Below are 14,164 nucleotides of genomic sequence, written 5' to 3'. Positions count from 1 at the left end.
TTAAATAAGTGGTTAACTGGAAGTTTAAATTAAGTTTTTAACTAGAGTTTTGCTTTGTCACTAGCGCTCAATATAACGAAAACATTTGGTGCGACAAAGCAGTTTACCTATTGGTTTTCGTTATTATTGATATAAGTTAGCGTTGGCAATTTTTGCTAGTGCCAAAATCATGGCTTGCTGGTAGGTAGATTGTCTGGTCACTAAACCATTAGTAAATAATCCCATCGCGCCTGACTTTTGCTTGGCATTATGGGTATTAAAGAGTTTATCAATTACATCGCCTAATTCTTCACCTTGTTGCAATGCTTGATAAACGCCTTCTGGCAACGGAAGTTGGGCACTCAGGCCAATGGCTTCTTGATTTGTTTCGGCACTAGAAATAACGACATAAGCAAACGCGGCAGGGCCGTAATGGTAATGATTAACGCCGCCTTCGATGGCAATATAATAATCGGCGGAATCGCCAAATTCTTGCTGGCAATGCAACACACGATTCTTTGCGCCAAGCAAGGTTTCTGCCTCTGTCATTGGCTGTTCGGCGACGCCCGAAGGTGCATCGACCGAAGTGACAATGATGTCGTGTTCAGGAAAGTAAGATTGAAACGCAGCTTTTGCAGCATTAACTTTAACGGGATTTTTAGAGCCGATGATGAGATTGAGTTTGTTAGTGGTCATTTGATTTTTTATAGATGTTAAATATTCTTTGACAAAATTAGCGCTTTTTATCTGCTTTTACTTGATACATGGCCTGATCGGCAATGCAAATAAGTTCGTCAAGAGTTTTGTTTTTCTCCGCAACGACAGAGCCAATACTAATGGTGTTGGTGGGAAGCGCAAGCTGACGATTTGCTTGTTGATAATGTTCACTAATTTTTTCTGCAATAGTAGCTAGATCTTCGGCGTGATTTATTTGTAACACGCATGCAAACTCATCGCCGCCAATCCTTGCAAGAATATCGCTTTCGCGAATATTGGCTTTGATACTTTCGGCAATGGAAATCAATACTTTATCGCCAATATCGTGACCATATTTGTCATTTAATTGTTTAAAGTTATCAGCATCGATAAATAGTACGCCTAACAATAGCTCCACTCGCTTCGCTAGTTTAAAACGTTGTTCGGCAAGCAGCATAAATGCGCGTCGGTTGTGTATATTGGTAAGTGGATCAACCATAGCGATTTGCTGCATTTTGTCGTAGTTATCAATAATTTCTAAATCATCTTCGATAACCGAACGAAACTCTGATAGTAACTCAATATGATTGTTGTCATAGTCTGTTTTTTGTAAATCCATAACACAAATGGTGCCAAATGGTTTGCCATCGGGCCAGTTAATGGGCATACCAAGATAAGAATTATAGCCGTCGTCACTTACCTCAGGGTTAGTTTGCCATTCTTCAAGTTCAGTGGCGTTTTGTACATAGAGTAACTGGTGTGATTCAACTACTTTTTTGCAAAAAATATTGGTTGCAGTAGGGATGGTACTGCCTGCTGGGTAGGGATTTTCTTCTTGCTGACTGGCAATGACTACCTGATACCCTTGTTCTGTGTATTGCACAATAAAACTTGACGGCACCTGATAAAGTTTCGACATCAGGTTAATGGTTTTTTGCCATTTATTGAGCGGCACATTTTCTTTGGTTTGTTCAAGAATAAATTTGTTGGCGGACAGCATCTAAAATTCAATACTCTTTATTGTTTAGTGGTTGACTAATACCAATTGAAATAAATATTTAATCTTTCAGCGAGAATTAAAAGGCATAAAGGCACAGGTTACAAGCTCCATGCCTAACCTAAGTACCTAAATCCATGTAGGCAAGATAATGGTTGCAGAGAATGATTACTTCTCTTTTTCCTACATCAGAAGTATAGCCAATATCTCTGTATTTATGCCTGGTAAACTCTTCCTTGGGAACCTGGTAGCAGAGCTGATTATTTCGCCCAAATTTATTCGATGAGCAACTATGCCTGTACAAGTTTGCCTAATTCTTCCACCGCTAATAGGGCTATGAATATATCAATTCAATAATTCTTTAATTCAATAATTCTTTAATTCAATAGGTATTAGGCGTTAATTAATGGAAAATGTCTATGGTAATTTGCAAAGCACTTCTCTAAGGAAAATTCTGGAATTAGTATTGTGCGCTTAATAGTTGGGATTAAACCTAGCACTAGAGCATTGCGAAGATATGCCCCAGTGCTAGCGGGCTATTTATTGTTGAACTTCTAGCTTACCACCTGTTCCTAGACCACCTTCAACTTGTTGCGCTTTATAGTTACGTAATGCTTTTACCATTTGGTTGTATGAGTCAGCAAATGCCGCCGTAACAATTTTACCTTCCGGTGTATTCGAATATGCTCCTGCACCTAACAAGGCTCCAGCGAAGAGAGCACCACCGACTCTGAAGTCTTGATTTTCCGCATTACCAACCGCAGCTGATACTTGCACGCCGGATCGGTTATCTATTAACAGCAAGGTGGTCGCGGCTTCATTTTTCTTAAACCCACCGGCAACTGCCGCGCCAACTGACCCAAATAACGCACCTGCTATCGCGCCTATTCCGCCCGTGCCTTTTTCAGAGAATTGGATAGAAGGGGATAAGGTATAGTCAGCGGCAACCATCTGGCCTTTACCAAAATTACTACCGCCTCGAGACTCACCAGATGACATCAGTTCTCGTTCTGCTTTCATTGCCGCCATTGCTGCACCACGTTCAACTACAACAAAACAGTTGGATTGCTGTATCATCAATCGGATAACCGGCACTGTACTGCCTAAGTCAGGTGCTCTGCGTTGATACATTGACCACCAAGGTAGACTGCGATCTTCAAAAACTGACATAGTGCCAAGGGTTTTATCACAGCTTTCAAGTTGGCTGTTTCTATTGTCTGTGTTTGCGCCACCAGCGCCGCCAGTGATAGTACCACCACCTTGACCACCGCCCATTTTAGGATCTGTACTCATACAAGCGCTTAACATAGTGACAGCGCAAGCCACCGTACTAAAGTATAAAAAGCCTTTTTTCATTATTTTTCTCCCGTTTTTTAGCTATTGAATTGCTCAATAAAAGTGTTTGCTAAAAACAACTAAGCAAATTTAAACAATGCCTGTTTTCCAAAAAGCACAGTCAAAAAGTGTTGTTGAAACGGTAAATAACAGCCAAAAGTCCGTTTTCAAAAGGCCACAGCTATTTTTCTGTTAGGAAAAATTCACTATTAATAAACCTTAGACGGGGATGTAAAAGTTGGCAATAAAATGAGGAAATTAGAGTGTTTGTCGCAGGTTGAAGGCATTTAAAAGCTGCCAATGGCAATAAACACTATGCTCAAGATAGGGAACTTGTAACCTTCTTGTAACTTAATTTGTAAATTTAGCTAGCAGGGTTAAGAAGGGGCTGGCTCGGCGCTGAAGAAAGAACGGCGATAAAATAAAAGCTTTTGGAAAAATAGGCAATGAGAATTGATTCAAATACTTCAAAGCTAAATATGTTGCCAAATAAGTTGTTTCGCAGGCTTGCATGTCGTTGAGTAGATTATCGTTTGCCTAAAGGCTACGCCAGAACAAACTATGCCAGAAGAAATTAAACCAGAGCAAGTTATGCTCTGGCTTATTAGTTATTATTTTCGCTGTTTGTTGTATTTGTCTAATAACTTAAATACTTTCTTAGCGATTTGAGTGTTGTCTTGATGGCCAGCAAATTTTTCTGCGTATTTACCAAGTGCAATAACGGGTACATCTATTGCAGTATGACCGCCTGAAGTCCAACCGGTATTTGAACGTGTATCGAGTAATTTCTTAATTGTTTTAGCAACAAGTCTAGTTGTATTAGGCTTACGTGCTTTACCTTGCTCTGGCTTAGACAATTGCTCGTAGGCCGTTAATTGTTGCTCAGCGTCTACTTTCGATTTTACAAGCGCATCGTATTCTGCTTGAGTAAGCGCTAGGTTGAAGAGTTCATCTGCTTGTTGTTTAGTGAATGACTTTTCTAGTAAAACTTTGGCAATATGGGCAGGTGAATGTAATTGCTTTTTAAGCACATCTGGCTGCCATTTGTACTCACCGTGAGCTGCAAGCGTTAAACCACCAGTACTGTGATCCGCAGTTAGAATAACAGTGGTGTTAGGGTGCTTTGCAACATAACCTTCCAAGTATTCAATTGTTTTAGCCAGATCATCCATTTCTGCCATGGCTGCACTAATATCATTGCTGTGGCCAGCCCAATCTACTTGGCTTGCTTCAACGAGTAAAAAGTAGCCTTTATCTTGATTCGCTAGCAAATTAGTCGCCGCTTTTGTCATTTTCGATAAGCGGTGACGATCGGTATCGTCGAGCGCGTGTGGTAGACCGACATCAGCAAACAAACCTAATGCTGGTTGTTTGTTGTGCAAGTCTGATAATTGTTGGTAAGCATCAATGTATTGAACACCTTGTGAAGTAAGCTCTTCAACTAATTGGCGATCGTCACGAATAAAATACTGCCAACCACCACCAAACAGGACATCAAATTTGATTTTACCTTTGATGCGATCGTCTACGTAACTGTCGGCAATTTCATTGTAATTTCGGCGATATTCGTTATGTGCAAGGTATGATGCTGGCGTTGCATGGTTAACTTGTGAAGTCACCACCGCACCAGTTTTCATGCCATAGTGCTTGGCACGCTCTAAAACAGTTTCTACTGGTTGTTTGTTAACGTCCACGCCTATGGCACCATTGTAGGTTTTAATCCCTGCTGAAAGAGCAGTTGCGCCAGCGGCGGAGTCGGTAACGTAACCTGAGACAAGAGCAGGGTAGGTTGACGCCATACCCACTAAGTATTTATCGAAAATTGTCGGTTCAACCGCTTTCGTATTTGGATCATCATTATAGTAGCGGTAACCTGTGGTGTAAGCTGGCCCCATGCCATCAGCTATCACCATAATAATATTGTGCGGTTGTTCTTTTGCTGCAGCACTACATGCTGCTAAAACACATAAAGAAGAGAGTAATTTACGCATTGTGATTCTCAATTATTTTAACGAAAGTTCGACCCAAACGAGGCGATGATCTGAAGAAGCCGCGCGACTATCAATTAAGCGATATAGCGGCGAATCGTTGGTTGGCCAGAAGACGCCGCTATCTGTTAGTTTCCAACCAAACGTTGATGGCAATACATAGTCGGCGCGCATACCCCAATGAGCAGTGTGGTATTGTGCATTTGGGTTATCTGGCTTGCTTTGCTCACCACCTTGACTGCTAGGCGTAGGATCGTTAACGCTAGCATGGGCGAGTAAATTACCTATGCCGTCTTTATTGGCATCGCCATCAGTTGTCGAGGCATTTAAATCACCCAAAATAACAAACGGTGCATCAGGGCTTAATGAACCTTTTACGCCTTTGTCATCATAAATGTAGCTGCCTTTAGTACCTGAGATGTAATCTTGCCAAAAACGTATTTCATCGTGATTACGTTTGCCGTTTCTATCTTCTGGGCCATCAAATACAGGTGGTGTCGGGTGACTAGCTAGTACGTGAATAACTTTGCTGTCAATAATCACAGGCACGTCCCAGTGTGATTTGGATGACAGTCTTAGTTGTTGCCATACCTCATCAGTGTAGTAACCTTTATCTGACTCTGGTTGCATTGGCTTTAATGCGTTTGGCATATCTTGCCATTTAAAATTTTGAAACGTTCGAATATTGGTGTGATCAATAGGGTACTTGGATAACAATGCCATACCAAAATGACCAGGGAAGTAACCAAAGCCATAAGTATCTTGCGGCGTTGTGATCTTACCATCACCATTGATATCAATCGGCGCTTTTACACCCGTATTAACAGTGCCTTGGTAATAGTAGGGGTAGCTAATAGCAGCTTGACCTTGCTGACTTTTAGCTAGGTAATCAGTCAAAAACTTTTGCAATGCAATGGCATTATTGTCGGTACGGTCAAACTCGTTCAACAGTAAAATGTCAGGATTAACTCGCTGAATAATTTCGGCGATGTTTTTGATTTGCTGATGTTGGCTAGCCAAAGCTGCCGTTAGTTCGCTTCCTTTTGGCGTAACTTGGCCGCGCTCACCTCTAGGGAGGTAATTAAGTGCTTCCATGCTAACGTTAAAGGTGGCAATTTTGATTGTATCAGCAGCCATAGCCGTCGCCATTGTTGATAGTATTAAGCCAGTACCGGCAAAGAGTTTTTTCATAGATAAGTTCTTATTTTAAGCCACAACCACGAAGCACAAAATCGGTTAAAAACGCAATAACTTGCTGTTCGTCTTCTTCTTCGTAGTCAGCCTGATTCATCACCGTTAAGATTTGTGTTTCAAAATCTGCGTAGTGTTGAGTCGTTGACCAGATGGCAAAAATTAAATGATACGGATCAATATCAGCCATTTGGCCACTATCAATCCAATGTTGAAATAATGCAGCTTTTTCTCGAACCCACTTTCTTAAATAGGTTCTTGCAAAGTCTTTTAGATGCTGTGCACCTTGGATAATCTCCATGGCGTAAATTTTTGATGCGCCAGGATGTTGAAATGACATTCTAACTTTAGACGCAATAAATTTTTCAATCGCAGCAGCAGGTCCATCTTGTGGATCAATATCACCAATGCCTTCGTCCCACATGTCTAATGTGCGTTCCAATACGGCATGATAAATATTGTCTTTATTTTTGAAGTAATAAAGGATGTTAGCTTTGGGCAGTCCAGCTCGATCGGCGATTGATTGCACCGTCGCACCTTTGAAACCTTGTAAAATAAATTCCTCTTGCGCAGCTTCGAGGATTTTAGCTTCACTTAAAGCGCGAATAGTTCCTTGTTTTGATTCTTTTTTTGCTACATTCATCCTTTACTAACCAATATTTGACCAATTATTAAAATACAATTTGATTTAACTTGTTAAGTTTACAACAAAAATTCAGCCCAAAATAGAGTTTAACCAGATAGTCAAATTATACGAAGAATAATTTAAGTTGGTCTATGGGGCTATTTTAAACTTTTGTGAACTCTGTATGACCACCTACAAAATGTTCTATTTTGTAAAAATCTCGCAAATCATACCGCAACATTCCGCTCGCATAGCTGAAATATTTTTGTTTATTTAAACCGCACAAAATTCCTCTCAAAGTCACTAGAAATCAGGACTAACTGAGCAATTTAAAGGGGTTAGCTAACTTTCTGGAGTGTTAACAAGTGGTTGTTAGTGCATCAAAAAGCACAAAAAACAACCTGACCAAATAGACAAATTGTAATTAAATTGTAAAATAAAGATGCTTTAATGATGCCAGTCATAAAAGTGTAACAAGTGTTTAGTCGTGAACTTCACATGAGCATTAAAAATAAAACCAAGGAAAATATGATGAAAAGTCATCGTCTCTCACAAATAGCTGGTGCGGTAGTTGTCGCGCTTGGCTTATCAACATCAGCAATGGCGGCTGATACAACATCTGCGGGTTTACGCGGTAATGTTGTGTCGCCAGCAGGTGAATTAGTTTCTGGCGCAGAAATTACTGTGTTTGATACTCGTACCGGTAGCGTTAAAACATTAGTTTCTAACGAAACAGGTAGCTTCAACTTACGTGGCTTACCAGTAGGTGGTCCATACATCGTATCAGTGAAAAGTGGTGCGGGTGATAAAGTTATCGAAGATGTATATCTTTCACTAGGTGATACATTAAACCTTAGTTTAAACCTACAGCAGTCTTTTGAAACGATTCAAGTGACTGGTGCACGCATGCATCAAAGTGCCGGTGAAAAAGGTCCTTCGACAAACTTTGGCTTAGCGGATTTAGAAGCAGCGCCAGCTATCAACCGTGATATTAAAGACTTAGTTCGTATCGACCCTCGTATTTACATTAACGAAAGTCGTGACGATGGTATTCAATGTGCGGGTGCAAGTTCACGTTTCAACAGCTTCACGGTTGACGGTATCCGTACTAACGATAACTTTGGTCTAGGCTCGGGTGGCTACCCAACAATTCGTATCCCGTTCTCTTACGATTCAATTTCACAAGTTAACGTAGAGCTAGCGCCATTTGATGTTCAGTATGGTGGTTTCACAGCGTGTAACATTAATGCTGTTACTAAATCTGGTACCAATGAACTTGAAGGTGGTTTCTTCTACGATTACACCAGTGATTCATTACGTGGCGACAGCCTTGAAGGCGAAGATATCGCAACTGGTGACTTTGATGAAAAACGTTACGGCTTTAATGTAGGCGGCGCGTTAATCAAAGACACATTGTTCTTCTTTACTTCATACGAAAAATTAGAAGGCTCTGACTTGTTTGACCGCGGTACAGCGGATTCAAATGCAGCGGTACCAGTAGCTGGTTTATCTCAAGCTCAGTACGAAGAAATTTTAGATATTTCTCGCAATGTATACGGCTATGAGCCAGGTGATTTAATCACCAGCTTGCCAGTTGAAGATGAAAAAATCATGGCTAAGCTTGATTGGGTCATCAATGAGCAGCACCGTGCTTCAATTGTTTACAACTACAATGACGGTAACACCATTCGCGAATCAGACGGCGATTCAAACGAATTTGAATTCTCAAACCATTACTATGATCAATACGCAGAGTTTGAATCATATGTGGCCTCTTTAAATTCAGATTGGACCGATAACTTCTCAACTGAGATTCGTATCGGTACGGCTGATTTTGAACAAAGTGTAACACCACTTGCAGGTACTGATTTTGGTGAAGTACAAATTCGTACTGAAAACAATGGTTCACGTGCCACTGTATACTTAGGTGCAGATGACTCTCGTCATGCAAACCGTTTAACTTACGACACAGATACTTTTAAAATTGCTGGTACTTATTTAGTAGGTGACCATGTAATTACTGGTGGTTACGAGCAAGAGCGTTTAGACGTATTTAACTTGTTCGTTCAGCACACTGAAGGTGAGTTCCGTTTCGATTCAATCGACGATTTCCGTAACGGTTTAGCTGCACGTGTTTATTACTATAATGCCACAGGCACAAACAACCCTGCTGATGCCGCTGCTGAATTTGGTTATGAGATTCATACCGCTTACATTCAAGATGAGTACTTCTCATACGAGCATGACTTAACCGTTACCTTCGGTTTACGTTACGACTGGTACACAAGTGATGACTTCCCAGAAGAAAACCCACTAATTGAAGAGTTATATGGTTTCTCTAACCGTCAAAACTTCGATGGTGAAGGTTTACTTCAGCCGCGTTTAGGTATCAACTGGCAACCACGTGAAGATCTAGAAGTGCGCGGTGGTATTGGCCTTTACTCAGGTGGTAACCCGAACGTTTGGTTAGGTAACAACTACCAAAATAATGGTGTTGTACAAACACAAACGCAATTCCGTGGTGTTGAGCTATTTAACACGCCTCATACTGGCGATGGTCGACCAATTTGGAACGTACCACAAAATCAATTCGACGCGGTTGCTAACGGCGAAGGTGGTGCTGGTGGTATTAACATCTTAGATCCGGACTTCGAGATCCCGTCAGAGTGGAAGTACGCGATTGGTGCAACTTTATACTTGCCAAACGACTACGTATTAATGGCTGACTACTTGTACACAGACGTGAAAGATGCTGCGATTATCAGCGATATCACGCGTCAAGACACAGGTGTTGACGCACCAGATGGTCGTCCAATCTACACTAGTTCAAACGGTCGTAGCCAAGACTTCATGTTAACGAATGTGAAAGGTGACTCTGGTTACCGTAAGTCATTCTCTCTTGCACTATCTAAAACCCACGACTGGGGCTTAGATTGGACATTAGCTTACGCTTACACAGCAACAAAAGAAGTTAGCCCAATGACCAGTTCAGTAGCTTTTTCAAACTACTTGAACAATACCTCGGATCCAGAAAATCCAGGCTTAGGTACGTCTAACTACGAAATTCCTCATCGTTTCACATTAAAAGTGAACTATACACATGAGTTCTTCGAAGGTTACGAAACTAAGTTCAGCGTATTTGCATCAGCTAACGAAGGTCGTCCATACAGCTACACCTTTGACGGTGGCTTCCAGTTCGGTGACTCTGTTGGTTTCATCGACCGTCACTTACTATACATTCCAGACGGCGCAAACGATCCTAACGTAGTATTTGGTGATGACTTTGACCAAGACGCCTTCTTCGCATATTTAGATAGCGAAGGTTTGAGCAAGTTTGGTGGCCGAATCATGCCACGTAACTCAATCAACAGCGATTGGTGGACTAAGTTTGATATCAAGATCTCTCAAGAGCTACCAGGCTTAATGGATGGTCACAAAGCAAGTGCTTTCATCGTAGTTGAAAACTTCGGTAACTTATTAAATGACGATTGGGGCGTGTTGTACGAAACTAGCTTCCCACGCGCTCAGGAAATGGTTGCAGCGTCAATCAACGACAATGGCCAGTACGTATATGAAGAGTTTATTCAGCCACAAGGTCAAACACGTGTTGCTGATGCATCTCTTTGGGAAGTTCGTGTAGGTGTTAAGTACGACTTCTAATCGATTTCCAATATAAATTAATAAACCGCACGTCATGTGCGGTTTTTTTTGACTCAACAATCCTGCTGCAAAGTCTTCTAATTTATGAGGACGGTTAATAATCAACCAACCATATGGTCAGCGCATTTGAAATCAAATTGTCTAAATATGCAGCAACAAACGTACAAAGTATCAACATCATTCCTGTATGTTGTTGAAATATATATGTATGTTTGTTTTTTATTCGTTTCTGCTTAGTCTTAATTAATTGTAATTATCTGTCTAAAAAATACCTGTCCAAATAGACAAAGTGTAATTAATTTGTAAAATACACATGCTTTCATGATGCCAGTCATAAAAAGCATAACAAGTGTTTAGTTTGTATTTCACGAACACCAAATAAAACCAAGGAAAAATTGATGAAAAGTCATCGTCTCTCAAAAATAGCTGGTGCGGTAGTTGTCGCACTTGGTATGACAACTTCAGCTATGGCTGCGGATACTGCGTCGAGTATTCGCGGTACTATTTACGGTCCTAGCGGTAACGTAGCGCCGAATACAACTATTGTTGTAATCCACGAGCCGACAGGCACTCGTAAAACGGTAACAACGAATGAAAGCGGTAGTTTCTTAGCGAAAGGCCTGCGCGTTGGCGGTCCTTATAAAGTTATTATCGACTCTGATGAATACCGCGACGCAGAAGTTAAGAATGTTTATCTATCGTTGGGCGAAACGCAACGCGTAGATCGTCAACTAGAAAGTGACAATGTAGAAACTATCGTTGTTACTGGTAGCCGTGCATTATTTAACTCGAACGCTAGCGACAGTTACTTCAACTCTGAAGATATCACTTCAACACCAAGCTTGAATCGCGATCTTAAAGACGTGGTTCGTAACAACCCGCTAGTTGTTATTAAGCCGGGGAGCGAAAGCCAAATGACTATTGCTGGTGCTAACCCGCGTACTAACTCAATCAGTATCGATGGTATTCCGTTAAACGATGACTTTGGTCTAAACAACAACGGTTACCCAACACAACGTAACCCATTCCCATTAGATGCACTTGATCAAGTAACAGTAAGCGTTGCGCCAACACATGCAAAATCAAGTGGTTTCACTGGTGGTGCTGTTGATGCCGTATTCAAGTCAGGTACGAACGAATTTCACGGCAACATGTTCTTCGAAAGAACAAGTGATGCTTTAGCGGGTACGCCAAAAAATGATGGTGTTGACGTTCCAATTGAGTTCGAAGAAGAGAACTATGGCTTCACGTTAGGTGGCCCAATTTTAGAAGACAAATTATTCTTCTTTGCTGCCTACGAAAAATATGACTCACCACAAGTATTAGAGTACGGCCCAGCAGGTTCTAGTAAAGGTGCTAACAAAACAACTGCAACCGTTGGTGATGTAGCAGCAGTGCAAGAAATTGCTAGCCGAGTGTACGGTGTTTCTGAGATTGGCTCTGCTGAAAGTCAACCACAACTAGAAGATGAAAAATACATCATCAAGCTAGACTGGAACATTAACGATGATCACCGTGCTAACTTCGTTTACATGTTCAACGAAGGTAACGACACGCGCAACACAACGACCAGCGAGCGCGAGCTACGTTTAGACTCTCACTGGTACAACAACACACAAGAGCTAAAGAACTACAGTGCTAAGCTTTACTCTGATTGGACGGCAGATTTCTCATCTGAGATCAGTATCACTCAAAAATCAGTAGAAACAGGCCAAGTTTCACTTCGCAGCGAGCTAGGCTTAGGTGATATCACTATCAACAATATCGATACTGATAATGATGGTGAAACCGGTTCAATCGCTTTCGGTTCTGACCAATTCCGCCACTCAAACTCGTTAAGCAACGACCTAACGATTTTAAAGTTTGACGGTACGTATTTATACGAAGATCACGCAATCGATTTTGGTATCGACTACAAGATCTTAGAAGTTGAAAACCAATTCTTACCTAACTCTCGTGGTACAACGACATTTGATTCACTATCTGATTTCGAAAATCGTTTAGTGTCTGAGTACACGTACGAAAACGGTTTAGGTAATGACCCTCTAGCTGTTGCAGCTAACTTCGAGCGTAAAGATTTAGCGCTATACGTGAACGACACTTGGGATATTACTGACGAGTTAACGTTATCTTTCGGTCTTCGTTATGAGCGCTTTAGCTCAGATGACAAACCTACGTTTAACCAGGGTTTACTTGACCGCACAGGATTCGACAATACTTTCAACCTAGACGGTGTTGACATTGTATTACCTCGTTTCGGTTTCACTTACCTATACAACGATGATGTTACTTTCCGTGGTAGCGTTGGTCGTTTCGCAGGTGGTAACCCGAACGTTTGGATTTCAAATTCATACTCTAACGATGGTGTAAGTGCACAGCGCTTTGGTCAACGTGACTTTGAAGCGCCAGCAAATATCTTAACGACACCAACACCTGATGCGATCGCAGCTATTGATAGCGGTACGCGTGGTAGTGTGACTAACTTTATCGATCCTAACTTCGATATTCCGTCACAGTGGACTTACATGCTTAACTCAGACGTGACGTTAAACATTCCTTACTTAGGTGATGGTTTCGCTTGGACAACAACAGCAATCTACACTGAGAAAGAAAACACAGCAGAGTGGATTAACGCTGCATTGCTTCAAGAAGGTGACGTAGTTGGTTCAACGTTAAGTGGTGCACTTCCATTCTACGACACGCGTGAATTAGAAATTATGCTAACCAATGCGGATCGCGATGGCCGCTCAGTTATCTTAAGCACAGGTATTGCGAAAGAGTGGGATAACGGTTTTAGCTTCGATATGTCTTACACAAACCAAGACATTACAGAAGGTAACCCAGGTGGTTCTTCTACTGCACGCAGTAACTACCGTTTCGGTCACTTCTTAGATCACCAAGAAACGCAAATTGGTACTTCACCATACGAAACAGAGCATCGTTTTGTGCTTAACTTAGGCTTCAAAACTGAGTTCTTCGAAGGTTATGCAACACGCTTTAACTTATTCTTCGAGCGTCACTCAGGCTCTGCGTACAGCCACTTAGTTGACCTAACTAACCTACAAGGCGGTCGCTTCTTCAACCAAGACTTGATCCAACCTTCTGGTTTCTTCACAACATTTGGCGGTAACTACTTAGCATACGTACCAACGGCTAACGATCCTAACGTAAGATACGAAGGTGTTACTGAGCAAGAAGTACTAGCTCACTTCGATAGCTTAGGCCTTTCTGGTTTTGCTGGTAGCCACGTAGATCGAGGTCAAGCGCAATCTCCATGGGTAACTAACTTAGACCTATACGTATCACAAGAATTACCTGGCTTAATGGATGGTCACAAGGGTGAAGTTTACTTCGTAGTAAATAACTTATTAAACCTAATCGATTCATCAAAAGGTAAAGTGTACCGTCAGAACTTCGATACTCGTGAAGTTATCGAAATGGACATCGACGCTTCTACAGGTCAGTACATCTACGGTGATATCTTAAGTGATGACTTCACTTTTGAAGCACGCGATTCAGCATACCGCATTAAGATTGGTGTTAAGTACACTTTCTAAGGTAATCTATACGTAAAGCGTTATCGCTTTAAAATGATAAAAACCGCGCTAATTAGCGCGGTTTTTTGTTTTTCAGCTTGTAATTTTTAACTAGTAATTATGCAAACAGTCATTTATTATATAACCTGACCATATG

At 41.3% G+C, this 14,164-nt stretch carries 8 protein-coding genes; 2 read left to right on the top strand and 6 right to left on the bottom strand.

Translation table 11 applies throughout. The annotated features are described in order from the left end of the window. Window positions 1–123: 123 nt before the first annotated feature. From yjjX to ACSLUR_RS13585, 6 genes are all read right to left on the bottom strand, one after another. Window positions 124–675, bottom strand: a complete 552-nt coding sequence (gene yjjX / locus ACSLUR_RS13610) for an inosine/xanthosine triphosphatase (RefSeq protein WP_448555401.1) — start codon at window positions 673–675, stop codon at window positions 124–126. A 37-nt stretch (window positions 676–712) separates the two neighbouring features. Further along, window positions 713–1,675 (bottom strand): sensor domain-containing diguanylate cyclase, encoded by a 963-nt coding sequence (locus ACSLUR_RS13605; protein ID WP_448555398.1) that lies wholly within the window; start codon window positions 1,673–1,675, stop codon window positions 713–715. 537 nt (window positions 1,676–2,212) lie between these two features. Then, on the bottom strand, window positions 2,213–2,965 hold the full coding sequence (locus tag ACSLUR_RS13600; RefSeq protein WP_448555396.1) for a CsgG/HfaB family protein: 753 nt from the start codon (window positions 2,963–2,965) through the stop codon (window positions 2,213–2,215). 653 nt (window positions 2,966–3,618) lie between these two features. After that, window positions 3,619–4,998 (bottom strand): alkaline phosphatase, encoded by a 1,380-nt coding sequence (locus tag ACSLUR_RS13595; RefSeq protein WP_448555394.1) that lies wholly within the window; start codon window positions 4,996–4,998, stop codon window positions 3,619–3,621. Between the two features lie 12 nt (window positions 4,999–5,010). After that, window positions 5,011–6,186, bottom strand: a complete 1,176-nt coding sequence (locus ACSLUR_RS13590; RefSeq protein WP_448555392.1) for an endonuclease/exonuclease/phosphatase family protein — start codon at window positions 6,184–6,186, stop codon at window positions 5,011–5,013. A gap of 10 nt (window positions 6,187–6,196) precedes the next feature. Next, window positions 6,197–6,829, bottom strand: coding sequence for a TetR/AcrR family transcriptional regulator (locus ACSLUR_RS13585; RefSeq protein WP_116000195.1), 633 nt, complete (start codon window positions 6,827–6,829; stop codon window positions 6,197–6,199). 510 nt (window positions 6,830–7,339) lie between these two features. On the opposite strand from ACSLUR_RS13585, the gene ACSLUR_RS13580 reads away from it, so the two are divergent. Further along, window positions 7,340–10,471, top strand: coding sequence for a TonB-dependent receptor (locus ACSLUR_RS13580; RefSeq protein ID WP_116002367.1), 3,132 nt, complete (start codon window positions 7,340–7,342; stop codon window positions 10,469–10,471). 398 nt (window positions 10,472–10,869) lie between these two features. Beyond that, window positions 10,870–14,028 carry a TonB-dependent receptor gene (locus ACSLUR_RS13575; RefSeq protein WP_448555389.1) on the top strand — a complete coding sequence of 1,053 codons (3,159 nt, stop codon included), beginning with the start codon at window positions 10,870–10,872 and terminating at the stop codon, window positions 14,026–14,028. Window positions 14,029–14,164 lie beyond the last annotated feature (136 nt).

Source organism: Thalassotalea montiporae, from assembly GCF_053485855.1.
This window is presented reverse-complemented; position numbering and strand designations above follow the sequence as displayed.

Excerpts from the sequence above, each read along its gene's own strand:
- yjjX (WP_448555401.1), bottom strand. The coding sequence starts at position 675 with ATGACCACTAACAAACTCAATCTCATCATCGGCTCTAAAAATCCCGTT.
- ACSLUR_RS13605 (WP_448555398.1), bottom strand. The coding sequence starts at position 1,675 with ATGCTGTCCGCCAACAAATTTATTCTTGAACAAACCAAAGAAAATGTG.
- ACSLUR_RS13600 (WP_448555396.1), bottom strand. The coding sequence starts at position 2,965 with ATGAGTACAGATCCTAAAATGGGCGGTGGTCAAGGTGGTGGTACTATC.
- ACSLUR_RS13595 (WP_448555394.1), bottom strand. The coding sequence starts at position 4,998 with ATGCGTAAATTACTCTCTTCTTTATGTGTTTTAGCAGCATGTAGTGCT.
- ACSLUR_RS13590 (WP_448555392.1), bottom strand. The coding sequence starts at position 6,186 with ATGAAAAAACTCTTTGCCGGTACTGGCTTAATACTATCAACAATGGCG.
- ACSLUR_RS13585 (WP_116000195.1), bottom strand. The coding sequence starts at position 6,829 with ATGAATGTAGCAAAAAAAGAATCAAAACAAGGAACTATTCGCGCTTTA.
- ACSLUR_RS13580 (WP_116002367.1), top strand. The coding sequence starts at position 7,340 with ATGATGAAAAGTCATCGTCTCTCACAAATAGCTGGTGCGGTAGTTGTC.
- ACSLUR_RS13575 (WP_448555389.1), top strand. The coding sequence starts at position 10,870 with ATGAAAAGTCATCGTCTCTCAAAAATAGCTGGTGCGGTAGTTGTCGCA.